This window comes from Methylobacterium sp. Leaf88 (assembly GCF_001422795.1).
Lineage (GTDB): Bacteria > Pseudomonadota > Alphaproteobacteria > Rhizobiales > Beijerinckiaceae > Methylobacterium.
This window is the reverse complement of the sequence record NZ_LMMK01000045.1, coordinates 277,305-302,191: the sequence shown is the minus strand read 5'-3', so window position 1 is coordinate 302,191 and position 24,887 is coordinate 277,305. Positions and strand designations below refer to the sequence as shown.

The 24,887-nt window shown below is 73.2% G+C and carries 27 protein-coding genes; 11 read left to right on the top strand and 16 right to left on the bottom strand.

Annotated features, from left to right (window positions below):
* Positions 1-66: 66 nt before the first annotated feature.
* The 4 genes from ASF20_RS17920 to hemH all read right to left on the bottom strand — a co-directional run bounded on the left by ASF20_RS17920 (position 67) and on the right by hemH (position 4,000).
* Positions 67-513, bottom strand: a complete 447-nt coding sequence (locus ASF20_RS17920; RefSeq protein WP_056276360.1) for a hypothetical protein — start codon at positions 511-513, stop codon at positions 67-69.
* 97 nt (positions 514-610) lie between these two features.
* A complete protein-coding gene (gene hisG / locus ASF20_RS17915) occupies positions 611-1,591 on the bottom strand; it encodes an ATP phosphoribosyltransferase (protein ID WP_056218509.1) in 981 nt (326 codons plus the stop codon).
* A complete protein-coding gene (locus ASF20_RS17910; RefSeq protein WP_056276358.1) occupies positions 1,584-2,774 on the bottom strand; it encodes an ATP phosphoribosyltransferase regulatory subunit in 1,191 nt (396 codons plus the stop codon). Before ASF20_RS17910 ends, hisG begins: the two co-directional genes overlap by 8 nt.
* An 89-nt stretch (positions 2,775-2,863) precedes the next feature.
* Complete coding sequence (gene hemH, locus ASF20_RS17905; protein ID WP_244472679.1) at positions 2,864-4,000, bottom strand: ferrochelatase; 1,137 nt, start codon at positions 3,998-4,000, stop codon at positions 2,864-2,866.
* Positions 4,001-4,125: 125 nt separating this feature from the next.
* Here hemH and ASF20_RS17900 point away from each other — a divergent pair, with 125 nt between their 5' ends.
* The 3 genes from ASF20_RS17900 to ASF20_RS17890 all read left to right on the top strand — a co-directional run bounded on the left by ASF20_RS17900 (position 4,126) and on the right by ASF20_RS17890 (position 7,434).
* Entirely contained in the window at positions 4,126-5,082 is a 957-nt protein-coding gene (locus ASF20_RS17900) for a class I SAM-dependent methyltransferase (protein ID WP_056276354.1), read from the top strand.
* 109 nt (positions 5,083-5,191) lie between these two features.
* Complete coding sequence (locus ASF20_RS17895; RefSeq protein WP_056276351.1) at positions 5,192-6,730, top strand: bifunctional UDP-sugar hydrolase/5'-nucleotidase; 1,539 nt, start codon at positions 5,192-5,194, stop codon at positions 6,728-6,730.
* Positions 6,730-7,434, top strand: a complete 705-nt coding sequence (locus ASF20_RS17890) for a uracil-DNA glycosylase (RefSeq protein ID WP_056276345.1) — start codon at positions 6,730-6,732, stop codon at positions 7,432-7,434. The genes ASF20_RS17895 and ASF20_RS17890 overlap by 1 nt, the downstream gene beginning before the upstream one ends.
* 16 nt (positions 7,435-7,450) lie before the next feature.
* Here the strand turns inward: ASF20_RS17890 and ASF20_RS17885 are convergent, their stop codons facing one another.
* Genes ASF20_RS17885 through ASF20_RS17875 form a run of 3 tightly spaced genes read right to left on the bottom strand, consistent with a single transcriptional unit; the run spans position 7,451 to position 9,299 of the window.
* Positions 7,451-7,801 carry a lysozyme inhibitor LprI family protein gene (locus ASF20_RS17885; protein ID WP_056218525.1) on the bottom strand — a complete coding sequence of 117 codons (351 nt, stop codon included), beginning with the start codon at positions 7,799-7,801 and terminating at the stop codon, positions 7,451-7,453.
* 32 nt (positions 7,802-7,833) lie between these two features.
* Positions 7,834-8,472 (bottom strand): Maf family protein, encoded by a 639-nt coding sequence (locus ASF20_RS17880; RefSeq protein ID WP_056276342.1) that lies wholly within the window; start codon positions 8,470-8,472, stop codon positions 7,834-7,836.
* Complete coding sequence (locus tag ASF20_RS17875; RefSeq protein WP_056218528.1) at positions 8,469-9,299, bottom strand: pyruvate, water dikinase regulatory protein; 831 nt, start codon at positions 9,297-9,299, stop codon at positions 8,469-8,471. The genes ASF20_RS17880 and ASF20_RS17875 overlap by 4 nt, the downstream gene beginning before the upstream one ends.
* Before the next feature lie 568 nt (positions 9,300-9,867).
* Between ASF20_RS17875 and ASF20_RS17870 the strand changes: the two genes are divergently transcribed.
* The 8 genes from ASF20_RS17870 (at position 9,868) to ASF20_RS17835 (ending at position 16,893) form a co-directional block, all read left to right on the top strand.
* Entirely contained in the window at positions 9,868-11,031 is a 1,164-nt protein-coding gene (locus ASF20_RS17870; RefSeq protein ID WP_056276338.1) for a uroporphyrinogen decarboxylase, read from the top strand.
* Positions 10,997-11,485 (top strand): protoporphyrinogen oxidase HemJ, encoded by a 489-nt coding sequence (hemJ, locus tag ASF20_RS17865; RefSeq protein ID WP_056276335.1) that lies wholly within the window; start codon positions 10,997-10,999, stop codon positions 11,483-11,485. Before ASF20_RS17870 ends, hemJ begins: the two co-directional genes overlap by 35 nt.
* A 134-nt stretch (positions 11,486-11,619) precedes the next feature.
* Positions 11,620-12,675: a cation diffusion facilitator family transporter gene (locus tag ASF20_RS17860; RefSeq protein ID WP_082501422.1), complete on the top strand. Its 1,056-nt coding sequence runs from the start codon at positions 11,620-11,622 to the stop codon at positions 12,673-12,675.
* Positions 12,672-13,511, top strand: a complete 840-nt coding sequence (locus tag ASF20_RS17855) for a shikimate dehydrogenase (protein ID WP_056276331.1) — start codon at positions 12,672-12,674, stop codon at positions 13,509-13,511. The genes ASF20_RS17860 and ASF20_RS17855 overlap by 4 nt, the downstream gene beginning before the upstream one ends.
* On the top strand, positions 13,508-14,122 hold the full coding sequence (gene coaE, locus ASF20_RS17850) for a dephospho-CoA kinase (protein ID WP_056276329.1): 615 nt from the start codon (positions 13,508-13,510) through the stop codon (positions 14,120-14,122). The genes ASF20_RS17855 and coaE overlap by 4 nt, the downstream gene beginning before the upstream one ends.
* Positions 14,123-14,194: 72 nt before the next feature.
* Positions 14,195-14,920 (top strand): DNA polymerase III subunit epsilon, encoded by a 726-nt coding sequence (gene dnaQ / locus ASF20_RS17845; protein WP_056218542.1) that lies wholly within the window; start codon positions 14,195-14,197, stop codon positions 14,918-14,920.
* Positions 14,921-15,064: 144 nt separating this feature from the next.
* On the top strand, positions 15,065-15,490 hold the full coding sequence (locus ASF20_RS17840) for a hypothetical protein (RefSeq protein ID WP_056218545.1): 426 nt from the start codon (positions 15,065-15,067) through the stop codon (positions 15,488-15,490).
* A 68-nt stretch (positions 15,491-15,558) separates the two neighbouring features.
* A complete protein-coding gene (locus tag ASF20_RS17835) occupies positions 15,559-16,893 on the top strand; it encodes a PHB depolymerase family esterase (protein WP_056276326.1) in 1,335 nt (444 codons plus the stop codon).
* A 12-nt stretch (positions 16,894-16,905) separates the two neighbouring features.
* On the opposite strand, the gene panC is transcribed toward ASF20_RS17835, so the two are convergent.
* The 9 genes from panC to ASF20_RS17790 form a co-directional block, all read right to left on the bottom strand.
* Positions 16,906-17,763, bottom strand: a complete 858-nt coding sequence (gene panC, locus ASF20_RS17830; RefSeq protein WP_056276323.1) for a pantoate--beta-alanine ligase — start codon at positions 17,761-17,763, stop codon at positions 16,906-16,908.
* Positions 17,764-17,863: 100 nt separating this feature from the next.
* Complete coding sequence (locus ASF20_RS17825) at positions 17,864-18,259, bottom strand: hypothetical protein (protein ID WP_056276319.1); 396 nt, start codon at positions 18,257-18,259, stop codon at positions 17,864-17,866.
* Positions 18,260-18,309: 50 nt separating this feature from the next.
* Entirely contained in the window at positions 18,310-19,230 is a 921-nt protein-coding gene (gene bla, locus ASF20_RS17820; RefSeq protein WP_056276316.1) for a class A beta-lactamase, read from the bottom strand.
* Positions 19,227-20,567: a BatD family protein gene (locus ASF20_RS17815; RefSeq protein ID WP_056276313.1), complete on the bottom strand. Its 1,341-nt coding sequence runs from the start codon at positions 20,565-20,567 to the stop codon at positions 19,227-19,229. Before ASF20_RS17815 ends, bla begins: the two co-directional genes overlap by 4 nt.
* Complete coding sequence (locus ASF20_RS17810; protein ID WP_056276311.1) at positions 20,561-21,469, bottom strand: tetratricopeptide repeat protein; 909 nt, start codon at positions 21,467-21,469, stop codon at positions 20,561-20,563. Before ASF20_RS17810 ends, ASF20_RS17815 begins: the two co-directional genes overlap by 7 nt.
* A complete protein-coding gene (locus ASF20_RS17805; RefSeq protein ID WP_056276308.1) occupies positions 21,469-22,398 on the bottom strand; it encodes a VWA domain-containing protein in 930 nt (309 codons plus the stop codon). Before ASF20_RS17805 ends, ASF20_RS17810 begins: the two co-directional genes overlap by 1 nt.
* Complete coding sequence (locus ASF20_RS17800) at positions 22,395-23,420, bottom strand: VWA domain-containing protein (protein WP_056218567.1); 1,026 nt, start codon at positions 23,418-23,420, stop codon at positions 22,395-22,397. The genes ASF20_RS17805 and ASF20_RS17800 overlap by 4 nt, the downstream gene beginning before the upstream one ends.
* A 3-nt stretch (positions 23,421-23,423) precedes the next feature.
* A complete protein-coding gene (locus ASF20_RS17795; protein WP_056218569.1) occupies positions 23,424-23,882 on the bottom strand; it encodes a DUF4381 family protein in 459 nt (152 codons plus the stop codon).
* A gap of 42 nt (positions 23,883-23,924) precedes the next feature.
* On the bottom strand, positions 23,925-24,818 hold the full coding sequence (locus ASF20_RS17790; protein ID WP_244472719.1) for a DUF58 domain-containing protein: 894 nt from the start codon (positions 24,816-24,818) through the stop codon (positions 23,925-23,927).
* Between the last annotated feature and the right edge of the window lie 69 nt (positions 24,819-24,887).

Here is a 24,887-nt window from a genome sequence, read left to right as displayed (position 1 = left end):
ATGCGGGCGGGTGTCCCGGCCTCGGGCCTCGTCCCGGACCGGTCCCCAGGGCCGGCCGGCGGGCCCTTACTGTGCCGGCTTGACCTCGCCGGGCTTGGCCTCGCCCGGGGAGGCGCCGGCGGCGGGCGCTTCGGCGGGCGGGGCGGGCAGGAGAACGTTCTTGCTGATGCTGCCCTCGGGACCGTACTCCCCCGCGACCGCGATGCAGGCCGTCTCGCGGTTGAGCTGCATCTGGTTCGACATCAGGGCGAACATGGTCTGCACCCGCCCGCCGAACGGTCCGCGGGGGCTGACGTCGGCGGCGCGCACGTTCTGCTTCTCGAGGAGGGCGTCGAACTCCTCCGTGCCGATGCGGTAGCCGCAGACATTGGCGGCGGCGAAGATGTAGGCGGCGAATTCCAGGGCCCGCGGCGCGGGCGCGTTGCGGATCTGGGCCTGCGCGGCGAGCGGCAGGGCGAGACTGGTGGCGAGGCAAGCGACGCGGCCTGCGGCCTGCGGGAGACGAGCGAACATGCGTGGGGTTTCCTCAGGCGCGGAGGCTTCGCGCTCCGCTTGCGCGCTGAGATAGGCCCCGGGCGCGACACGTCAAACGCCGGCCCCACCGCGAGTCTCAGCCGAGCCGGCTCAGCAGCCGGTCCATCAGCGGATTGTCCGGCGTGAAGGCATAGTCGATCTTGCGCACGTTCACGGCGCCCGCCCCGGCCTTCACCAGGGCGTCGGCGAGGTCGAACACTGCATCGACGGGGCAGTGCAGCACCATCTCGCCGCGGCCCTCGGGCGCGCCGTAGGGCAGGGCCGCGTCGTGCAGGGCGGCGATGCCGGCGAGATCGATGTCGCCGTCGTCGGGCATGGCGGCGCGGACCTCGCGGGTGGTGCGGGCGCGCTCCTCCGCCTGGATGCGGCCGAGGACGGCGCGCAGGGCCCGGCGCTGGGGCTCGCCCCAGGGAGCGTTCAGGGAGGCGACGAGGTTCGCCTCCGAGCGCAGGATGATCCCGTCCTCTAGGATCTTCAGGGCGTTGGCGGCCAGCGTCGCCCCCGTGGTGGTGATGTCGACGATGATCTCGGCCGAACCCGCCGCCGGCGCCCCCTCGGTGGCGCCCAAACTCTCGACGATGCGGTAATCCGCCACGCCGTGCTCGGCGAAGAAGCGGCGGGTGAGGTTGATGTACTTCGTGGCGATGCGCAGGCGCTTGCCGTGGCGGACCCGCATCTCGGCGGCGACCTCGTCGAGGTCGCTCATGGCGCGGACGTCGATCCAGGCCTGGGGCACGGCGACCACCACGGTGGCCTGGCCGAAGCCGAGGGGCGTCAGCAGCTCGACCTGGCCGCGGGCGTCGGGCAGCGACTCGCGGATCAGGTCCTCGCCGGTGATGCCGAGATGGGCTGCCCCGCTGGCGAGCTGGGCCGCGATCTCGGAAGCCGAGAGGTAGCGCACCTCGACGCCCGGCACGCCCACGAGCTTTCCGCGGTAGTCGCGCGCGCCGGTGTTCTGGGCGAGCTTGAGGCCGGCCCGGGCGAAGAAGGCGGCGGCGTTCTCCTGCAGCCGGCCCTTGGAGGGAACCGCGAGGACGAGGGAATCCGGTTCAGCCAACGGTCGCGTCCTTCGCGGTGGGGGCGTCCGCGACGACCCGCGAGAGCCAGACGGCGCAACCGACGGCAGGCACGGGCACGGGGCTCCCGAGGTGCTGGAGCAGGCCGTCGTAGCGGCCGCCGCCCACCAGGGGCAGCTTCGGCGCATCGGGCGCCGTGCCCTCGAAGATGAAGCCGGTATAGTAGTCGAGGTTGCGGGCGAAGCCGCCGGAGAAGCGGAAGTTCTCCACGGCCAGGCCGCGGGCGGCCATGAAGCCGGTGCGCTCCTCGAACAGGTCGAGGGCCGCGTCGAGGGGCGGATGGTCGAGGCCGGCCTCCTGCACCAGGGCCCGCACCGCGGCGGCGGCGCTGTCGGGATCGCCCTCGATGGCGCGATAGCGATCGATGAGCGCGCGGTTCTCGGGGTTGAGTCCGGAACCCCCACTCGCCTGCGCGGAGGCCTTGGCGAGGAAGCGCTCGGCGATCTCGCCGGCGCTGCGGCCGCCGACCCGCGAGATGCCGGCGATCGACAGCACGTCCTCCACGAAGGCGCGAACCCCCTTCGGATCCTGGCCCTGGATCGCGGCGAGGAGACCCGCATGGGGGTCTTCCGTGCGCAGGCCGTTGGTGACCGCGTCGAGGGAACGGCCGGCGGCCAGCGCCCGCAGGGTGCGGCGCTTGGCGGTGGGCGGCACGCTGAGGGCGTCCAGCAGGGCGTCGACGAGACCCATGTCGCCGAGGCGGACGGCGACGTCGCTGCGCCCGAGCAGGGCAAGGCCCTCGAGGGCGAGGCCGATCACCTCCGCGTCGGCGGCCGGCGTGTCGGTGCGCCCGACCGACTCGATGCCGGCCTGGAGGAACTCGTCCGGCTCGTCGCCGGCGAGCCGGAAGACGGGTCCGAGGTAGCTGTAGTCGGCCCCCTGCGGATCCTTGGGCGCGGAAAACTTCGGGGCATGCGCGAGGTGGTGGCGGCAGACCGGAATCGTGAATTCCGGGCGCAGGCAGAGCTCACTGCCCGTGGCGTCCTGGGTCACGAAGATGCGCCGGCGGATGTCCTCGCCGGACAGTTCGAGGAACGGCTCCACCGGCTGAAGCACAGGCGGTGTCACGGCGCCGTAGCCGGCCTCCTGGAAATGGGCGAGCAGGCGCAGGTGCTCCTGCGATCGTTCGCCCGCGGTGCCCCCGCCTGCCTCCGGTCTCGTCATCGTCTCGCCTGCCGCCTCGTCGCGGGCTCTAGTAGCAACCGGGCCTGCACTTGGCGATGGCTTTCGGCGCTGCCGTCCGGCCCGGAACGCTAGACCCAGCCCTGCAATTCGCGCCGGACCACGGTCTCGATCACCGTCATGCCGAGGTCGCTGTCGTTCAGGCAGGGGATGTAGGCGAACTGCTCGCCGCCATTGTCCTCGAAGTAGTGCCGGTTCTCGCCGTCGAGCTCCTCCAGGGTCTCGAGGCAGTCGGCGGTGAAGCCGGGCGCCACGATCGCCATGCGCTTGACGCCGCTCTTGGCGAGGGTCTGCACCGTCTCGTCGGTGTAGGGCCGCAGCCATTCCTCGTTGCCGAAGCGCGACTGGAAGGTGGTGCGCATCTTCTCCGTCGAGAATCCCAGCGCCTCGCGGATCAGGCGCCCGGTCTTCACGCACTGGCAATGATAGGGGTCGCCCTTGAGGAGGTAGCTCTTCGGCACCCCGTGGAACGAGGTCAGGATCACCTCGGGCTCGAAGTCGAGCTTGGCCAGGCCCTCGCGGATCGAGGTCGCCATCGCGTCGATGTAGACGGGGTCGTCGTGATAGGGCGGCGAGACGCGCACCGTCGGCTGCCAGCGCATCTGCATCAGGGCCTTGAAGGCCTGGTCGCAGGCCGTGGCCGAGGTCGCGGCGGCGTATTGCGGATAGAGCGGCACCAGGAGGATGCGGTCGCAGCCCTGGTCGAGCAGGGCCTGGATCCGCACGGAGACCTCCGGCTTGCCGTAGCGCATCGCCCAGTCGACCACGACCGAATCCCCCATGGCCGCCTGCAGGCGCTCGGCCTGGCCGCGGGTGATCGTCTTCAGGGGGCCCTCGTCGCGCTCGTTGTTCCACACGCTGGCGTAGTCGCGGCCCTTCGGCCCCGGGCGCTTCGTCAGGATGACGAGATTGAGGAGCGGCCACCAGATCAGGCGCGGCACCTCGATCACCCGGCGGTCGGAGAGGAATTCCTTGAGGTAGCGGCGCATCGGCCAGTAGCTCGTGCCCTCCGGCGTCCCGAGATTCATCAGGAGGACGCCGACCCGGCCCCAGCGCACCGGCGGATGCTCGGCCGGCAGGGAGGCTTGTCCCGGTGCGGGTCCGGGGGCGGATCCCGGAACGGGTCCGGGAGCGCTTCCGGGTCCGCCCGTCTGGGTCGGGAGCGACAGTCCGTCCTGCGGGAGCGGCGGTGCGACGCGTTCGTTCATCGGGTTTCCGTATCGCCCTGGAGGTGAGCGCTTGAGAGCGGCGGGTTCAGAAAGGTTGTGTCGTTGGGGATATCTATCTAGAGCACGGAGCCTTCCAGCGACCACACGATGGATGAAGGCGCGACATGCCGTCTCCCCGGTACTTCCTCAACCACTTCATGCCCTTCACGGGTTATCCCTATACGGGGGGGCCGACCGCCTGCAATCTCTGCGGCTCCGCGGAGTCCGTGGTGGTGGCCGAGAGCGACCGCCGGCTGAAGACGCTGAAATCCATCGCCTGCCGCCAGTGCGGCCTGATCCGCACCGACCCGATGCCGACGCCGGCCGAGCTCGCGGACTACTACGCCAGCGCCTACCGGGCCGATTATCAGCTCGCCTTCGCGGGCGGCCCGCCGCGGGTCCACCTCAAGCGCTCCGCTCGCGAGGCCGCCTTCCGCGCCGGCCTCCTGGCGCCCAAGCTGAAGCCGGGCGCCCGCGTGCTCGATTTCGGTTCCGGGTCGGGCGAGTTCCTGGCCGAGGCCCGCGCGAAGGGCTGCGAGGCGATCGGCGTCGAGCCGGGGCGGGACTATGCCAACTACGCCCGCGCCCATCACGGCGTCGAGGTGCTGGACGACGCCGACGAGGATGCGCGCTTCCCCGAGGGGTATTTCGACGTCGTCACCACCCGGCACGTGCTGGAACACCTGCGCGACCCCGCCGACGTGATGGAGCGCCTGTCCCGCTGGCTGAAGCCGGACGGCGTGCTCTTCGCCGCCGTGCCCGACATGGCCACCACGGGCAAGCCGGCGCACGAGCGCTTCCACTTCGCCCATGTCCACGGCTTCGTCCGCGAGACCTTCGACCTCACCGCCCGCCGGGCCGGCCTCGTGCCGCATCCGGACTACCCGCGCGAGAACACCGCGGTGGTCTATGCCAAGACCGACGCCCCGCCCGCGGCCCTGGCCAATCCCGGCCTCGCCGAACGCCTGGCCGTGGCGCTGAAGCCGATGCCGCCCGCCGTCTTCCTGGCCTCCGGCGCCTGGCTCTGGCCGATGGTCCGCCGCAACGCCAAGGCGGTGCGCGACACCTTCGTCTCCCGCTGAGGCGGCCGCGCGCGGGTCGCGGCCGTCGTAGCCCCTTCGTGAACGGCGTCCTAGAACGCGGAGTCAGGCGGCGGCATCCGGCCGCCCGCCCGACACCCGAGACGCCGCCGTGACGAACCCCCCCAGGACGCCGCCGAACCGCCGCCAGACCCTCGGCCTCGGGGCCGGTCTCGCCATCGCTCTGGGCTGCCCGGCCGAGGCCGCGCCCGCGGCGACACCCGAACCGACCTTCAGCCTGCTCCTCGTCAACGACCTCTATCAGATGGCCGAGGTCGACGGCCGAGGCGGGTTCGCGCGCCTCGCCGCCATCGTGAAGGCCGAGCGGGCCCGGGGCGTGCCGATGCTCTACGCCCATGCGGGCGACACCCTCTCGCCGTCGCTGCTGTCGGGCTTCGACCGCGGCGCCCACATCGTCGAGCTCCTCAACCGCGCGCCGCCCGACGTGTTCGTGCCCGGCAACCACGAGTTCGATTTCGGCCCGGCGACCTTCGCCGAACGGATGGGCGAGGCGAGCTTCCCCGTCCTGGCGGCCAACCTGCGCGACGGGGCGGGCCGGCCGCTGGCGGGCGTGCGCGACCGAATGGTGGTCACCCTCGGGGGCATCCGGGTCGGCGTGGTGGGGATCGCGCTGGCGAGCACGCCGGAGAAATCGCAGGCGGGCGACCTGCGCTTCGCCCCCGAGATCGAGACCCTGGCCCGCGAGGTCCAGGCCCTGCGGGAGGCGGGCGTCGACCTCGTGGTGGGCGTCTGCCACACGGCCCGGGCCACCGACGACGCCATCGTGGCCGCCCGCCTCGTCGACATCCTGCTCTCGGGCCACGACCACGACCTCGTGGTTCGCTACAACGGCCAGACCGTGATGGCGGAATCGAGCTTCGACGCCCATTACGTCACCGCCATCGACGTGACCGCGACGGTGATCGGCACCGGGCGGGACCGGCGCGTGGACTGGCGCCCGAGCTTCCGCATCCACGACTCGGCCCAGGTCACCCCCGATCCCGAGACCCTGGCGGAGGTGCAGCGCCTCCAGGGCGCGCTGTCACGGGAACTCGACGTGCCGGTGGGCGTGACCCGCGCCCCCCTCGACAGCCGCATCGCCGCGGTGCGCGTCCGCGAAGCGAGCTTCGGCAGCCTCGTGGCCGATGCCTTGCGGGCCTCCACCGGAGCGCAGGTCGCGATCACGAACGGCGGCGGCATCCGGGGCAACCGGTTCTACCCCGCCGGCGCGACCCTGACCCGCCGGGACATCCTGACGGAGCTGCCCTTCGGCAACACCGTCGTGCTGGTGTCGCTGACGGGCGCGCACCTGCGCGCCCTCCTCGAAGGGGCGCTGGCCGATTGGGGCCACCCGGCGGGCCGCTTCCCGCAGGTCTCCGGCCTCGTCGTCACCCTGGATCCCACCGCGCCGGTGGGCAAGCGGATCGTGTCGCTGAGCGCGGCGGGCAGCATCGTCGACCCGGACGCGACCTACACGGTCGCGTCGAACAACTTCCTGTACGACGGCGGCAACGGCTACGGTGACCTCGCCCGGGGCCGGACCCTGATCGGCCGGACCGACGGACAGCTCGTGGCCAATGCCGTGATGGCGTATATCCGCGCCAACGCCCCGCTCCCCGCCCCCGCGGAGGGCCGCATCCTGGTTCGCTGATGTCCGAGACGCCCGTCGCCGACGCCCTCGCCCGCTTCCGAAAGTCGGGCTCGTCCTGGCTCGCGCTGCCGTTCTTCCAGGATGGCGCCGCCGACGCGGTGGCCGCCCGGATCGACGCCCGCATCGCCGCCGGCGCCACCGTGCTGCCGGCGCCCGAGGCCGTCTTCAACGCCCTCGCGCTCACGCCCCTCGACCGCGTGAAGGTCGTCATCCTGGGGCAGGACCCCTATCCCACGCCGGGCGACGCCAACGGCCTCGCCTTCTCGTATGTCGGCCCGCGGCGGCTCCCGGCCTCGCTCAAGGTGATCCTGGCCGAGCTCGCCGAACCGGGCGTCCCGCCGGCCAAGCCCCGGACGGGCGACCTCACCCCCTGGGCCCGGCAGGGCGTGCTCCTCCTCAACGCCGCCCTCACGGTGGAGGTGGGCAAGGCCGGGGCGCACCTGCGCTACGGCTGGTCGGCTCTGACCGACCAGGCGGTCTCGGCGGTCTCTGCCCGCCCGGAGCCGGCGGTGTTCCTACTCTGGGGCGCCCAGGCCCGCGCCCGCGCCGCCCTGGTGGAGGCCGACCGCCACGGCATCGTCGCATGCGGCCATCCCTCGCCGCTCAACCGCGCGCGGGATTTTCCCGGCTCGCGCCCCTTCGACGCCGCCAATGCCTGGCTGTCGGGCCACGGCGTCGCCCCGATCGACTGGCAGCTCGGCTGAGGGCGGGGGGCCGGCCTCAGAGCGGCCCCTGCTTGGCGAATTCCGAGAACACGGCCCGCAGGACCTTCAGCCGGCCCTCGTAGGCTTGCGTCAGGCAGGCGACGTCGGCGCCGCAGGCGCGGCGCTCTGTGAGCCAGGCCTCCTGGTCCTCGCGCAGCTTGGCGTTGCCGCCCATGGGCAGCATCGCCCGCAGGATCTCGAAGCGGGTCGCCATCTCCACGTCGCGGTCGTTGAGGGGCAGGTGGGCGCAGATCGCCTTCTCGTCGGCGGCCTCCGCCTTCTCGCAGGGGAAGCTCGCGGCCTCGGCCGAGCCGGCCGCGAGGACGAGGAGCAGGCCGCCGAAGAGTGGGCGGAGAATCGTCAGCATGGAGCAGGCCTCGTGCGATCGGGAGCAGAACGTCAGATGCTGAGCCAGCCCCGCGCCCGCAGCCGCGCCAGGAGCGGCAGCAGCGGCAGGCCGAGGATGGTGGACTGGTCGCCCGCGACCGCCGCGAACAGGTGGATGCCGAGGCCTTCCAGCTGGTAGCCGCCGACGCTGGAGCACACCCGCTCGGGCCCGGCGAGATCGACATAGGCCGCGATCGCCGCGGCCTCGAGGGGCCGCATGGTCAGGTGCGCGGTCTCGACGAAGCTCTCGACCACGGCCCCGTCGACGGCCAGGGCCACCGCCGCGTGCAGCGCGTGGGTCCGGCCCGCGAGGGCGCCGATCTGCGCGGCGGCGGCGGCGAGGTCCGCCGGCTTGTGGAACAGGGTGCCGTCGCAGGCCAGGACCTGGTCGGCGCCGACGACCACGCGCCCGGGCCGGCGGGCCGCCACGGCCCCCGCCTTGGCCTCGGCGAGCCGACGGGCCAGGGCTTCGGGCGGCAGATCGGCGCACGCCGCCTCCACCGCGCGCTCGTCGACCCCGGGGCTCTCGGAGTCGACGGCAAGGCCGGCGCTCTCGAGGAGCGCGCGCCGCGTCGCGCTGGTGGAGGCGAGGAGGAGGGGCCGATCCCCGCGCCAGGGCGAGGCGGGCCGCGGGCGGCTTGGGACGCTCACGAGGCGATGAACTTCAGGCGGTGCTCGCGGTGCAGGTCGAGGATGGCGGCCGCCGTCTCCTCGATCGAGCGCCGGGTCACGTCGATGGTCGGCCAGCGGTGCTTGGCGCAGAGGCGGCGGCAGGCGGCGATCTCGTCCGCCACGGCCCCGCGATCGACGTAGAGGGATGAATCGTCGGCCTTCAGGCTGAGGAGCCGGTTCTGGCGGATCTGGACGATGCGCTCCGGGCTGGCCAGCAGCCCGACGAGGAGCGGCTTTCGCGCCGTCTCGAGGCTCTCGGGCAGGGGCATGCCCGGCACCAGGGGGAAGTTCGCGGTCTTCAGGCCGCGATTGGCGAGGTAGATCGCCGTCGGGGTCTTCGAGGTGCGGCTGACGCCCACGAGGATCACGTCGGCCTCGTTCACGTCGAGGGGCAGGACGCCGTCGTCGTGGGCCAGGGTGAAGTTCATCGCGTCGATGCGCTTGAAGTACTCGGCGTTGAGCATGTGCTGCGCGCCGGGCCGGGCCGTCGAATCCGCCCCCAGATAGGATTGTAGCAGGGCGTGCACCGGCTGGAGCACCGAGAGGCAGGGCGATCCGGTCTCGCGGCAGGCCGCCTCCAGCCGCTCGGTGAGGTCGTGGCCTACCAGGGTGTAGAGCACGAGCCCCGGCGCGGCCTCGATCTCGGAGATCACCCGTTCGAGCTGCGCGGCGGAGCGCACCAGGGGATAGACGTGCTCGATGGCCGAGACGCCCTCGTACTGGGCGGCGGCCGCGCGGCCCACGTTGATGAGCGTCTCTCCGGTGGAATCCGAGACGAGGTGCAGGTGGAAATAGCTACGGCTCATCGAAAGGCTGTCTCCTCCGGCCTGAGGTCCAGGATGCATGACGATCACCCGTCATGGTCTTGTCCACCGGGCTCGGTCAGGGGAGTCGATAAGGGTGGATAAGCCGGCTTGCCCGAAGGGTCCAGCGGGCGCCCGGGCCGTCTTGTCGACTCCGGCGTCAACACACCGTCACACCGGCGCGATTCCCAAGCGGTTTTGGGAGAATCCGGGACCGAGGCCGAGTCGGCGACCGCCGGGCAGGGGCAAGGCACTGTGGGCCATCACCTATCCGGGACATTGAACCCAATCCGTTAAAGGCTGATTAACGCCGCGGTCGCGGGGACGCCCTGTGGACGAATTTCCGCTCCCGCCATCCAGCCCTCTAAAAGAAAAAACAGAGTCCTAGAATCTCTCTTTCCTTTTAGAGAGCCGGTGTGGGGATGACGGCCGGGACGCCCCTCCGACACCCGGACGAGCACGAGGTTTCCGGGAGCGAGAGGTTTTCGAGACGCGGCGGTTTCGGGAGGAAGACATCCGACGCTTCGGTGCTACATACCGGCCACAGGGGAATGGGACGTCGGGAGATCGGATGAGCCAGGCAGTTGCAGGGGACCGCACGGGTGGGGACCGGGCGGTCCTGCGGGTTCTCGCGGGCGAGGCCTTGCCGCGTCCTCCCGCCTGGATGATGCGCCAGGCCGGGCGCTACCTGCCCGAGTACCGGGAGGTCCGGGCAAAGGCCGGGTCCTTCCTCGACCTCTGCTACAATCCCGACTTCGCCACCGAGGTGACGCTGCAGCCGATCCGGCGCTTCGGCTTCGAGGCCTCGATCCTGTTCTCCGACATCCTGGTGATCCCGGACGCGCTCGGCCAGAACGTGCGCTTCGTGGAGGGCGAGGGGCCGCGCCTCGACCCGATGGCGGGCCGGCCGGAATTCGAGCGCCTGCGCGAGGCCGGCGATCCGGCGATCTTCGCCCACCTGGAGCCGGTCTTCGAGACGGTGCGGCGCCTGCGCGCGCAACTGCCCCACGAGACCACGCTGCTCGGCTTCTGCGGCGCGCCCTGGACGGTGGCGAGCTACATGATCGGTGGGCGTGGCACCCCCGACCTCGCCCCCTCCCGGGCGCTGGCCCGGCAGGACACCGCCCTGGTGGAGGCCCTGATCGACCGCCTCGTCACGGTGCAGACCGAATACCTGGTGCGCCAGCTCGAGGCCGGCGCGGATGCGGTGCAGATCTTCGAGTCGCATGCGGGCGCGCTGCCCGACGCGCGGGGTGCCGACGCGGCCGGCAGCGAGGAGTCCGTCAACGAGGTCGCCGAGAGCGCGCTGCCCGAGAGCGCCTCGGCCGGGTCCAACGACCGCGACGCCCTGACCCGCTGGTCGCTCCAGCCCATCGCCCGGATGATCGCCGGGGTCCGCGCCCGGGTGCCGGGCGCGAAGATCATCGTGTTCGCCCGCGGCTCCGGCCTCGAGGGTCATGCCCGCGTGGTGCCCGAGACCGCCGCCGACGCGGTCGGCGTCGACTGGTCGGTGGACCTCAAGGCCCTGCGCGCCCGGGTGCCCGCCTCCACGGTGACGCAGGGCAACGTCCATCCCGAAACCCTGATCGAGGGCGGGGCCGCCCTCAACGCGGCGGTGGACGGCGTGCTGGCGGCCACCGAAGGCCTGCCGCACATCTTCAACCTCGGCCACGGCATCACGCCGCAGACGCCGATCGCCCATGTCGAGCGCATGCTCGCCCGGCTGCGGGGCTGAGGCCGACGTGGACGGGCTCTACCCCTGGCTCAAGGCCGGGCACCTCGTCGCGCTCATCTCCTGGATGGCGGCGATGCTCTATCTGCCGCGCCTGTTCGTCTACCACGCCGCCCTGGTGCCTGGGCCGCACGCGGCGGCCCAGTCCGAGACCTTCAAGGTCATGGAGCGGCGCCTCCTGAAGGCGATCATGACCCCGGCCATGATCGCCACCTGGATCTTCGGGCTGATCCTGGCCTGGATGAGCGGCTACTACGCCGCCGGCTGGCTCCAGGCGAAGTTCGTCCTGGTGCTCGCCATGAGCGGCATCCACGGCTGGCTGGCCCGGATGGTGAAGGACTTCGCCGCCGACCGGAACACGCGAGGACACAAGTTCTACCGCATCCTCAACGAGGTGCCGACGCTCCTCATGATCCTGATCGTGATCCTGGCGGCGGTGAAACCGGCTATCTGGTGAGGGCCTTTGCCCTGTATCCCGGGATCACAGGATGCCGGGATGCCGGGATGCGGTGAACCCGGGAGCCGGCGCCGGCCGCGCACGGGCGGCCCGGCGCTCCGGTACGGCCCAAGGCGGGACTGAAAGCGGGACCGATGGCTGAGCACGCGCACGATCCTCACGACCACGCCGATCACGGGCATGCCCGCGCGCCTATCCCCAGCACTGCCCCTGCCGGGCACGGCCATTCCCACGGAGGCGGTCATGCGCATGGCGCTGGTCATTCCCACGGGGGCGGCGGGCATTCCCATGGCGGGCATTCCCACGCGCCGGCCACCTTCGGGCGTGCCTTCGCCATCGGCATCAGCCTGAACATCGCCTTCGTGGTCATCGAGGCGATCTACGGTTTCGCCAGCGAGTCCATGGCTCTGGTGGCCGATGCCGGCCACAACCTGTCGGATGTGCTCGGGCTGCTGGTGGCGTGGATCGCCTCTGTACTGGTGAAGCGCACCCCGACGCCGCGCTTCACCTACGGTCTGCGCGGCTCCTCGATCCTCGCCGCGCTGTTCAACGCGGTGTTCCTGCTCGTCGCCACCGGCGCCATCGCCTGGGAGGCGATCGTGCGTCTGGTCGCCCCCGAGCCGCAGCCGGTGGCGGGGCTGACCGTGATGGTGGTCGCCGGCCTCGGCATCCTCGTCAACGGCGCCACCGCCTGGCTCTTCGCTTCGGGCAAGGGCAGCGACATCAACATCCGCGGCGCCTACCTGCACATGCTGGCCGACGCCGCCGTCTCGGCCGGCGTGGTGGTGACCGGCCTCATCATCGTGCTGACGGGAGCGGCCTGGATCGACCCGCTGGTCAGCCTCGTCATCGCCGGCCTCATCGTCTGGGCGACCTGGGGCCTCCTACGGGACAGCGTGGTGATGTCGCTCTCGGCGGTGCCCCCCGGCATCGACCCGGCGGCGGTGGGTACCTACCTACGGGCGCGCGCCGGCGTGGCGGACCTGCACGACCTCCACATCTGGCCGATGAGCACCACCGACATCGCCCTGACGGCGCACCTCGTCATGGCGGAGGGGCATCCGGGCAACGGCTTCCTCATCGCCACGGCCGAAGAGCTGCGAAGCCGCTTCGGCATCGGCCACGCCACCCTGCAGATCGAGGAGGCGGGCGGCCCCGCCTGCGCGCTCGCCGGAGATTGCACCGTATGATCCGTGCCTTCGTCGTCGGACATCCCATTGCGCATTCGCGCTCGCCGCTGATCCACGGACACTGGCTCGCCGAGCACGGCATCGACGGCCGCTACGAGCGCATCGACGTGGCGCCGGAGGCCTTTCCGGCCTTCCTGGCCGGACTGCGCGCGAACGGCTTCGCCGGCGGCAACGTCACCATCCCGCACAAGGAGGCGGCCTTCGGGCTGGTCGAATCCCTGACGCCGCGGGCGGAGAGGATCGGGGCGGTGAACACCCTGTTCTTCGACGGGTCCGAGCGCCTCTGCGGCGACAACACCGACGCCCCCGGCTTCGTCGCCCATCTCGACCAGAGCCTGGGCCTCGGCTGGACCGAGCGCGGCGGCGGCACCGCCCTGGTGCTCGGGGCCGGCGGCGCCGCCCGCGCCATCGTGGTCGGCCTCCTGGAGCGCGGCCTGTCGCGGGTCTGGGTCGCCAACCGGACGCCGGCCCGGGCCGAGGCCCTGGTGGCCCTCGACCCCACCCGGGTCGAGGGCGTCGCCTGGCACGACCTGCCGGACGCCATGGCCCGCACCAGGCTCCTCGTGAACACCACGTCGCTCGGCATGGTCGGCCATCCCCCCCTCGCCCTCGACCTCCTGCCCCTGCCCGAGGACGCGGCGGTGGCCGACATCGTCTACGCGCCCCTGGAGACGCCCCTCCTCGCGGCGGCCCGGGCACGGGGGCTACCCGCCGTCGATGGCCTCGGCATGCTGCTGCACCAGGCGGTGCCGGGCTTCGCCCGTTGGTTCCGCACGACCCCGGGCGTGACGCCGGCACTGCGCGCCCGGATCGTCGCGGACCTGGCGCCCGCATGAGCCGGCCGGTCATCCTCGGACTCACCGGCTCGATCGGCATGGGCAAGTCGGCCACCGCGGCGATGTTCGCGCGCCACGGCGTGCCGGTCCACGACGCGGATGCGGCGGTGCATGCCCTCTACGGCGCCGGCGGTGCAGCGGCGGCCGCCATCGGCGCGGCCTTCCCCGGAACCCTGGACGCGGACGGCGCCGTCGACCGGGCGCGCCTGCGGGAGGTGGTGATCGGCGCGCCCGAGCGCCTCGCCGCCCTCGAGGCCCTGGTCCATCCCCTGGCCCAGGCCGCGGCCCGGGACTTCCTCGCCCGCCACGCCGAAGCACCCCTGGTGCTCCTCGACATCCCGCTCCTGTTCGAGACCGGCGCCGAGGCCCGCTGCGACCGGGTCCTGGTGGTCACCGCCCCGCCCGACGTGCAGCGCGCCCGGGTGCTCGCCCGGCCCGGGATGGATGCGGCGACCTTCGAGGCGATCCGCGCCAAGCAGTGGCCCGACGCCGAGAAGCAGGCCCGCGCCGATTTCGTCCTCGATACCAGCCTGGGTTTCGGCCACGCCGAGGCCGAGGTGGCGTCGATCATCCGGCAACTGACCGCGGGATCGGTGCCGGCGGCGCCTTGACGCCGGCCCTGGAGGGCGCAAGGTCGGAGCTTGCGGCCCCTGCCTCCGGGACCCTTCGATCAGGACCCTTCGATGCTGCGTGAGATCGTCCTCGACACCGAGACCACCGGCACGGATGCCAAGAACGGCGATCGCCTGATCGAGATCGGCTGCGTCGAGTTGATCAACCACGTGCAGACGGGCAAGGTCTTCCACAAACTGGTGAATCCGACCCGGCCGGTTTCCCAGGGCGCCTTCGCGGTGCACGGCATCTCGGACGCCATGCTCGCCGACAAGCCGCTCTTCGCCGACATCGTCGACGAATTCCGCGACTTCTGCGGCGACTCGCCCCTGGTGATCCACAACGCGCCCTTCGACGTCGGCTTCCTCAACATGGAATACGCCCGCCTCGGCGCGGCGGCGCCCCCGCCCATCGACCTCGCCGACGTCGTCGACACCCTGCAGCTCGCCCGCCGCAAGCATACGGGGGCGGCCAACAACCTCGATGCCCTATGTTCGCGCTACGGCATCGACACCACGCGGCGGACCAAGCACGGCGCGCTCCTCGACGCACAGATCCTGGCGGAGGTCTATGTCGAGCTCCTCGGCGGCAAGCAGACCAGCCTCGGGCTCGCCATGACGGAGGCCGAGGAGGTGGTGATCCTCGGCGATGGCGGCGAGGTCGTCCCGGTGGGGCCGCGCCCGCTGCGCCATCGGCTCAGCGAGGCCGAGCGCACCCGGCACGCGGCCTTCATCGCGACCCTCGGGGGCGGCGGTGCGGTCTGGCGCGATTATCTCGGCGAGGAGGAGACCGCCTGAAGGCCGGTCGAACCGGTCCGGACCGGCGCAGGTTGTCCGTTCCGTCCCGTTGCCGTCACGATGCTGCGACGCACGAGGCTCCTTATTGCATCGCAACAAAAGCCTCCCATATACCATCCAACTGGATGGTAAGGGGAAGGTCCGATGCTCGATCTCGAGGATAAGCCCAGGGCGCCGATTCGGGTCGGCGACACCGAGAAGATCACGATCAATCTCGGCTACGTCGATCTCGGCCACATCGATCTTCTCGTGTCCGAGAGCGTCTACGCCAACCGGAGCGACTTCATCCGTACGGCCGTGCGGAACCAGATCGCGCGCCACGGCGACGTGACCCGGCAATCGGTGGCCCGCAAGGGCGTCGAACTCGGCCTGCGCCGCTACGACCGGGCCGAACTCGAGGCCGCGCGCGCCAGCGGCATCCGCCTCGACATCCGCGTCCTCGGGCTCGCCAGCATCGCGCCCGACGTCACCCCGGAACTGGCCCGCGAGGTCATCGCGTCGATCGAGGTCATGGGAAGCCTGCAGGCGACTCCGGCCGTGAAGGCGGCCCTCGCCGACCGCCTCCTCTGACAATCTCCAAAAACCGCGTTCCCTACCTCGCATGGTTCGACCCGTCGTCGAGCCGGAAAGCGAACCCCATGACCGACCCTTCGAACCGGATGCAGGACCGCCTCGCCGACATGATGGAGGCGACGCGCCTCACGGCAGCCGGACGCCTGCAGGACGCGACGGACCTGCTGCAACGCGGCTTCGCCGGCACGCCCCCCCGTTCCGCGGCCGACCACGGCGCTCCGGCGCCCCAGCCCCACACCATCGATCTCGTGGCCGAGCGCGTCGAGACCGGCCCGGCGGCCAAGCCGGAATCCAAACCCGCGTTCCAGACCGAGTCCCCGTCGGGTTCGGCCGCCGCCGAGGAGGCGCGCCTCGCCGAGAAGCTGCGCAAGGTCGTGGAAACGGTGACGCGGGGCATCGCCCCGGTGCTCGGGGGCCTCGGCAAGGCCGGTCCCGGCGGGGCGACCCCCTCCGGCCTCGTCGGCAATCTCGGCACTCTCGTCTCGGGCCTGGCCGGCGGTCTCGGCCCGTCGGGCTTGAACCAAGCTCGTGCGCCCCTCACCGAGGGCGGCAGCTTCACGGAGCACAGCTTTTCCAACGCGGCCGGGGCACGGGACTACAAGCTGTTCGTTCCCAGCGACGCCCGTGCCGACCTGCCCCTGGTGGTGATGCTGCACGGCTGTACCCAGTCGCCGGACGATTTCGCCGCCGGCACCGGCATGAACGCCCGCGCGGAGGCGGAGGGCTTCCTCGTGGCCTACCCGGCCCAGAGCGGGCGCGCCAACGGCCAGCGCTGCTGGAACTGGTTCCAGCCTGGCGACCAGGGCCGGGATTCCGGCGAGGCGGGGATCATCGCCGGGCTGACCCGCGCGCTCATCGCCGAGCATCGAGTCGATCCGACCCGGGTCTACATCGCCGGCCTGTCGGCGGGCGGTGCGGCGGCGGTGAACATCGCCCGGGCCTATCCCGACCTCTACGCGGCGGTGGGCATCCATTCCGGCCTCGCGGCGGGCTGTGCCCGCGACGTCTCGACCGCGCTCACGGTGATGCGCCTCGGCCCCGTGGCCGCTGCCGACGGCCCGGTCTCCACGGTGCGGGTGCCCACCATCGTGTTCCACGGGGAGAGCGACGGCACCGTGAACCCCCGCAACGGCGACCAGGCGCTGGCCCAGGCCGGCATCGACGGGCTGACGCCCGAGGCGGCGGAGGCTGTGAGCCCGGGCGGCCTGCCCTACACCCGCACCCGCTACGCCGATGCGGACGGACGGGTCGCGGTGGAGGGCTGGATCGTGCGCGGCCTCGGCCATGCCTGGTCCGGCGGAAGCCCGGCCGGCAGCTACACCGATCCGCGCGGGCCCGACGCAACGCGGGCGATGCTCGATTTCTTCCGGGCCAATCCCCTCGCGGCGGGACGGGCCTGAACGTCCCGTGGTTCAACCCACCGCGACGTTGTCGATGAGGCGCGTGCGGCCGAGATAGGCCGCCGCCAGCACCCGGGCCGGCCGCGTGGCGTGCTCCACCGGCGCCAGCGTCTCGGCATCGCGGACCTCGAGATACTGCACGGGCTCGAAGCCCGCCGCCGCCAGCGCGGCCCGGCCTCCCTCGACCAGGGGGCCGGCGCTTCCGCCGGCCGCGAGGCCTGCGGCGATCTCGGACAGGACGGCGTGGAGGCGCGGTGCGCGCGCCCGCTCCTCTGGGGCGAGGTAGCGGTTGCGTGACGACAGAGCGAGGCCGTCCGCCTCCCGCAGGGTGGGGACGCCCTGGATCTCCACGGGCAGGTCGAGGTCGCGCACGGCGCGGCGGATCACCAGGAGCTGCTGGTAGTCTTTCTCGCCGAACAGCGCGCAGTCGGGCTGGACCTGGTTGAGCAGTTTGGTCACCACCGTGGCGACGCCCGAGAAGTGACCCGGCCGATAGGCGCCGCACAGGCCCTCGGTGAGGCCGCCCACCTCGATCCGGGTCGAGAAGTGCTCGGGGTACATCCCGGAGACTTCCGGCAGGTAGGCGGCATCGACCCCCGCCTCCGCCAGCAGGGCGAGGTCGGCGTCGGTGTCGCGGGGATAGCGCGAAAAATCCTCGTTCGGGCCGAACTGGGTCGGATTGACGAAGATACTCGCCACGACGCGCCGACCGAGGCTGCGCGCCCGCGCCATCAGGGCGAGGTGGCCGGCATGGAGCGCGCCCATCGTCGGCACCAGCACCACCCGCTCGTCGGCCCGGCGCCAGGCGGCGACCGCGGCGCGCAGGGGGGCGACGGACGTGAACCGGAGCAGGGAGACGGGATCGGACATCGGCGGCTCGTCCTCGGCAAGGTCTTCGGCAGGGTCTCGCGGACGCGGATCGCATCCCGGCGCGAGACCTAATCGCCCTGCCGCCGGGACGCCAGACGCCTCAGGGACAATAGGGCCGCAGGGGCCGGCCGTAGGGATCGTCGACCCCGAGGGGCGGGGTGAAGCCGTAATAGCTCGGCTTGCCGAGGCCGTAGGCCGAGCCGACATAGCTCGGGTCACCGAGGGCATCGGTGGGGATGGGTACCCGCCGCGGGATGCAGCCGGCCAGCCGGCGGCGCGGCACCGGTGCGTGGTGAGCCACGCCACCCTCCTCCTCCGCCCGCGGGAAGTAGCGCGGCAGGCCCTCGGGCTCCGCCCCGTAGCCCTCCACCGCGCGCCCGGGGGTCGGGAAGGCGAGGCCGCCGAGATCTGCTGAGCCGGCGGGGGCTGCCATCAATCCGGCCAGGAGCACGAGCCCCGCCCCGCCCCGTCTGATCGCCACACCGCCACGCCGCATCGGGTCCACTCCTCGCGGGACGACCGTGTCAGGCAGGCGTGAACCGAGTGTTAACTATAGGTCGCGGCGATGACCCGGCCGATCGCCGCATGGGCTGCGTCGCGGGCCTCGCTCGTGGTGTCCGACCCCGTGAGGTAGATGGCCGCCACCAGGGGCGCCCGGGCCGGGGGGCGCAGGAGCGCCACCACGTTGGCGGTGCCGTAGGCCCCGCTACCGGTCTTGTCGCCGACGCCCCAATCGCCCGGAAGCCCCGCCCGCAGGCGCTTCGTTCCGGTGCGGGAGGCCGTCATCCAGCCCTCGAGCCGGGCGCGACTGGCCTCCGTCAGCGACGGCCCGAGCAGGATCTTCCCGACGGTCGCCGCCATCGCGGCGGGCCGGGTGGTGTCGCGGGGATCGCCGGGCACGGCCGCGTTCAGGTCGGGTTCGGTCCGGTCGAGGCGGGTCACCGGGTCGCCGAGGTCCCGGCCATAGGCGGTCAGGGCCGCGGGACCGCCGAGGGCGGCGAGCAGGAGGTTAGCGGCGGTGTTGTCGCTCCAGACCAGGGCGGCGGCGCACAGAGCCTCCACGGACATCGCCCCGGCCTCCGGTCCGCCCGCCCTCAGGGCGCGCGTGGTGACGGGGGCGTAGGTGTCGAGGTCGGCCTCTCCGTAGGCGTGGCGCCGGTCGAGCCGTTCGCGCCCCGCCTCGACCCGGGCCAGGATCGCGGCGGCGAGGAGCAGCTTGAAGGTGCTGCAGAGCGGAAAGGCGCCCTCGGCGTCGTGCAGCAGGGCGGGGCCGCCGCCCGTGTCGAGGACCGCGATCCCGGCCCGGCCGCCGAGGTCGCCAGCGATCCGCGCCAACGCCGCACCGGCCTCGGCGAACCGGTCCTGGGGGCCGGGATCGGTCTTACCCTGGTCCTGGGCCGTGCTCGGCCATGGCAACAGGGGCAGGAGGGCCCCCGCCCCGAGGAGGATCCGTCGCGTCAGGCTCATGCGGTTCCAGTCGATGGGTCTCGGATGGGTCTTGGCGAGGTCAGGGCACGGCCGTCGAGGGGCGCGAGGCGCGAGGGGGCCGCCGTCGGCTGCGCTCCCGCAGCGATCGGCCGGCTCAGGGCTCGGGCGAGGCCGGGCAGGTCGGGGGCTGCGACGGTGCCGGGGCCGTAGAGGTGGGAATCCAGGGTATCGAGGCCTGCGGCGACCTCCGGCCGGGCCCGCCAGGCCCGCGCGAGGTCGGGCTGCTCCGTGAGGACGGGGTGGAGATGCGCGCGGAAGGCCCGCGCGTCCCGGGCCGAGGCGGCGCGGCCGAGCGCCCGGCGCGTCCGCGCGTCGAGGCGCCGGCGTCCCGAACGCCCGCCGCTGCCGAAGCCGAGCAGGGCGAGGCCGAGGCCGAAGGCGCCGAGGGCGGCCGTCGCCACCACGAGGGGAGAGGCCGGCAGAACGGGTTTCGCCTCGTCGTCCCTGTCGGGCAGGCCGCCGCCGATCTGGCGGGCGGGAATCTCGGCCTCGCGCAGGGTGCGCGAGACGGTGTCGAACCACGGGATGACGATCGCGTCGAGGGGGATGATCTCCTCGATCGCGGGGCGCACGTCCCACTGGTAGGTCGCCCGCGCCACCGGGCCGGCGGGGGTGATGATCGTCTCGCGGGTCACCGGCCCGGCGAAGGTGAGGATGCCGCGCGTGCGCATCACCGGGCGGGGCGGTAGCCCTTCGGCGACCATGCCCTGGGCCTCCAGGGTGACGATGCGCCGTGTGGTCTCGCCGAGCTTCACCGTCTCGGGGTCGGGGCTCCAGGAATCCGTGATCGTCACGTCCTTGGCCGGGAGCCACCAGGGCTCCTTGGCGTCGGGCCCGCCCACCGGCTTCGTCCAGGTGGCGACGGGCAGGGTCACCGGAGCCGAGGGCACGTCGACGACGACCCGCTTGCCGCCGTCGTTGACGGTGAGGCGATGCAGGAACGGATCGATGGTGAAGTCGCCCGGATGGTGCGGGAAGATCGCCACCACCCGGTCGAAGGCGATGGCCACCTGCCCGTCGGGCAGGCGGGTCTTCGACCAGGCGTCGCGGCCGAGCTGCGTCCAGCTGAAATTGGCCAGCGACGGCTGGATCACCTCCTCCAGCAGGATCGGCTGGCGGTAGACCCCGTGGATGCGCAGCAGCACCATCTCGCGGGAGAACGGATCGGCGTTGCCGTTGCGCTCCGGCGTCACCGTGAGGGTGAGGTCGCCGGGACCGATTTCGGCCCGGGCCGGGAGGGGCGCGAGGAGGAAGGCGGCGAGGCCGGCCGCGAGGACGCCCCGCCGGTTTCGAAACGCGGACCGATCGCTCACCATGGATTGCTCCCGCCGGGCACCGCCGTGCCGGCCTCGACCCGGGCCGCCTGCTCCGCCTTCAGACGCAGCTTGAGATAGCGTCCGGGATCGTCCGGCAGGGTCTGCAGCCAGAGGCGGTCGGGTCGGATCTCGTGGGCCTCGAAGCTCTTCGTCACCCGGCGCACCTCCCGCTCGGGGGCGGCCGCGACCATGGCCGAGCCCGCCCCGGTGCGGCCGCGCCCCGCCGCGTCGCTGGCCGAGCCGCGGGCCTCGCCCTTGCCGGAATCCACCGAGACCTGCTCGGCCTTGCCGCGCCGGGCGACCTTGCTGTTGCCCGGCGTCGACGAGGTGGTGCCCCCCTCCTTGTTGCCGGCCAGGCCCTCGCCGCTGGAGGTCGCCTGGGTGTCGTCGTTAGGGTCCTGGTTCGAGGTCTTGTTGTAGCGCGCGCCCACCGTGGCGGTGGCGTTGGCCACGCCGCCGCCCTTGCCGGGATCGCCGGAGCCCTCGTCCACGAGGCGGGCGATCAGCGAGCGGTTGGCCTGCGCGTCGGCGTCGCGGGGGTTGTACTGGAGGGCGGCGTCGTAGGCGTCCAGCGCCCCCTGCAGGTCGCCGGATTTCGCGAGCGCGTTGCCGAGGTTGTAGGCGTTGCGCCGGCCGCCGTTGCGGAAGAGGGCGGCGGCTTCCGTGTAGCGCCCGGCCTGGTAGAGGGCCGGGCCGCGCCAGGCCGGGTCGTCGAGCACCCAGGCGGCGGCCCCGGGCAGGCCGGCCTCCAGCAGGGCGCGGCCAAGGCTGGTGCGGGGCTGCGCCGTCGCCGTCAGGGCCAGGATGCCGGCGCCCGCGAGCCCCAGGGCGGCGAGGCGTGCCCAGCGGGTCCAGTCGCGGGGGAGGGCGGGCAGGCGGTTGGACAGGACACCGAGGGCCATCAGGCGCTCCTGCGGAACAGGACGAGGGCGGGCAGCAGGGCCAGCAGCACGAGCCAGCGCCCGAGATCGGCGAAGGCCAGGACGGTGTAGCCCCCGGCGGCGAGGTGCTGGGCGGTGCTGGCGCCCACCGCGTCGAGCACCGGGGCGGGGCTGTCGAGAAGGGCGAAACGGCCCGCCCCCGCGTCGGTCAGGCGCTCGAGGGCGCCGCGGTCGGGCTTGGGCGAGCCCGCCGGCAGGCCGGGCCCGGCCGGCACGAACAGCCCGTGCAGGTGCCAGCCCTTGGCACGGATCGCGGCGGCCTCGCGCAGGGCCGCGTCGCCGATGCCGTCGCCGTCGGTGACGAGGACGACGTCGCCCGCGATCACGCCGGCCTCCGCGAGGGTGCGGCGGGCCAGGGCGAGGCCGCGCTCGGGATGGGTGCCCCGGTCCGGCACGGTGTCGCCGTCCAGGGCGAACAGGGTGGAGGACAGGGCGTCCCGGTCGGTGGTGGGCGGGGCGGCGAGATAGGCGTCGCCCGCATAGACCACCACGGCGACGCTGCGGGTGCCGGCGGCCTCGGCCACCGCCTGCGCCACCTGGCGCACGTCCTTGAGGTGGCCGCCCTCCGCGATGGAGCGCGACAGGTCGCATACCACCACGGTCGCGTCGAGGTTGCGGAAGGTGGCGGCGTCCGGGCGCTCCACCGCCGGGCCGGTGAGGGCCAGGGCGACGAGCCCGGCCGCGAGCGCCGCGGCGAGGTTCGCCTGCCGGCGTCCGCCGAGCACCGCCCCGCGCCGGGCGAGCAGCGCCATCAGGCCGGGATCGACGGCCCGGGTCCAGTCGCCGAGGGGCGCCGAGCGCCAGGCGGCGCGCAGCGCCAGGGCGGCCACGACGGGAATCGCCACCAGCCACCAGGGCCGCAGGACCGCCAGGGTGTCGAGGAGACTCATGCGATCCGCCGCGACGCGAGGAGGGCGGCCGCCGCCAGGAAGGCGAGGGCGGCGGGCCAGGGCCAGAGGTCCTTGCGCAGGGGCACCGGCGGCGCCTTGGCGCGCCCGCCCTCGATCGCGTCGATGGCGTCCGCCATGGCGATGAGGTCGTCGGTGGTCTTCACGCGGAACATCCGGCCGCCGGTGAGATCCGCGATCTCGCGCAGGGTCTCGGTGTCGACGACGTCCTGCTCGCCGTCGGCGTTGGAGAGGTCGCGGGGCCCGAGCGCGATGGTGTGGACCCGGACGCCGAGCTCCTTGGCGAGGCCGGCCACGTCCCGGGGCGTGGTCTGGCCGGCATTGTTGGCGCCGTCCGTCATCAGGATCACCACCTTGGCGGTGGCCACCGGCGCGCCCTCGGCCTCAGGCCCCGCCGGGGTCAGGCGCTTGAGGGCGAGGCCCAGGCCGTCGCCGATGCCGGTGGAGCGCCCGACGAGGCCGATGGTCGCCTCGTCGAGGGCGCGGGCGACGGTGGCGGTGTCGAAGCTCGGGCTCGCGGCGACGTAGGATTCGTTGGCGAAGATGACGAGACCGATGCGGTCGCCGGCCCGGCGGCGGATGAAGTCGGTGCCGACGCGCTTGACCGCGGCGAGCCGGGTCACGGTCTGCCCGTCCAGGGCGAAGTCGCGCCGCTCCATCGAACCCGAGAGGTCCATCACCAGCATGATCTCGCGGCCCGAGGCCGGCAGGGCGGTGGCCGGCAGGACGAGGCGCGGTCCGGCGAGGGCGACCACCAGGGCCGCCCACAGGGTCCAGACCAGGAGGGTGCGGCCGCGGCCGCGGGCCGCCACGCTGTCGCCCCGCGCGGCCTCGGCCACCAGGGAGGGGGGGACCCGCAGGGCGCCGCTCGCCCCGACCCGCTCGGGCGGCATCAGCCGGGCCGCCAGGAGCGGCAGGGGCAGGAGCAGCAGGGCATAGGGGCTCGCGAGGTCGAAGGCCGAGGCGAGGGCGGTGAGCCAGTGCGGCCAAAACTCCGTCAGCATGGCTCAGGCCCCGATCCGGGCGAAGAGCCGCGCCAGCTCGGCGTCCACCGGGCCGGGCTCGGACGCGCCGCGCCGGTAGAGCCCCTCGGCGAAGATCCGGCCCGCGCCGGCGCTGAAGAAGGTCGTAGCGAAGAGCCGGTCGAGGGCGGCGGCCCAGGCGTCGCCCTGCGCGTCGGCCGCGGCGTCGCCCTGGAGGGTGCGGGCGAGGCGGCGCAGGAGCTGCGCCTGCGCCACCCGGCGGCGCTCCGGCGGCAGGGCGTTGGCGGCGGCGAGGTCGGCCAGGGCCGCGCGCCGGACCGAACCGCGCCGGCGCGCCCGCAACAGGCGCAGCAGGCCGAGGACGAGGGCCGCCGTGAAGCCCAGGGCGATGGCGAGCATCACCGCCCCCTGCGCCCCGCCGGTCTCGGCGGGCAGGTGCAGGCCGCGCAGCTGGTCGAGGCCGGGCGGAGCGTCGGGCGTCACCGGGCCCCTCCCTGTCGGCTTGGTACCCGAGAGCTTGGCGCCCTACAGCATCGCATCGAGGCGCTCCATCAGCGGCGCGTAGGCCTCCGGGCCGGCCTCGACGTCGAGGCGCAGGCCCTCGATGCCGCGCTGGGCGTAGGCGACGAGGCGGGCATCGGTGCCCGGGGAGGCCCGGTCGGTCCGGCTCGCCTGCACGGTGCCGCGCCGGCCGTCCGGCGTGGCGAAGGGGTAGAAGCCCGGCGGCCGGGCCCGCTCGAAGGCGTCGCTCACGAGGACGAGGCGGATCGACAGGCGCTCGGCCATGATCGTCAGGAGGGGATCGAAATCCGGGCCCGGCGCGTCGAGGGCGCTGCCGATGACGAGGTGACCGCCCGAGGGCAGCAGGCTCTGGGCCAGGGTCAGGGCCGGCGCGAGGGGCGGATCCGCGGCGGATCCGTCGGCCAGGGCCCGGGCATGGGCCAGGGCCAGGGCGCCGGTGAGGGCGGTCATCGCCCGCTCGCCGCCGGCCGGGCGCACCACCACGGGCTCGCCGGCCCCCGCCGCCACGAGGCCGATGCGGCCGCCGTCGCCGACGATGCGCCAGCCGAGCAGGACCAGGGCCTCGGCCGCCGCCACCGAGCGCAGGGCGCGGCGGGTGCCGAAGAGCATGGAGGGCCGGACGTCGACGAGGAGCACCACGGCACGGTCGCGCTCGTCGTGATGGGTGCGCACGTGCAGGATGCCGGTGCGGGCGGTGGCGTTGCGGTCGATGTGCCGGCGGTCGTCGCCCTCGGACCAGAGGCGCACGTCGTCCGGCTCGGAGCCGCGCCCGCGCCGACGGGTCACGATCCCGCCGGGCAGGCCCGCCAGCGTCCGGGTGGCCGGCCCGGAGCCGCGCCGGGCGAGGTGGCGCAGGCCCATCAGCGCCTCGCCCGAGAGGTGGATGCCCGGCGCCATCAGCGGGTCGGTGGCCGGCAGGGCGGCGGCTGCTGCGGCTTGGGCCGGGCTCGGCACGGTCATGGTCGC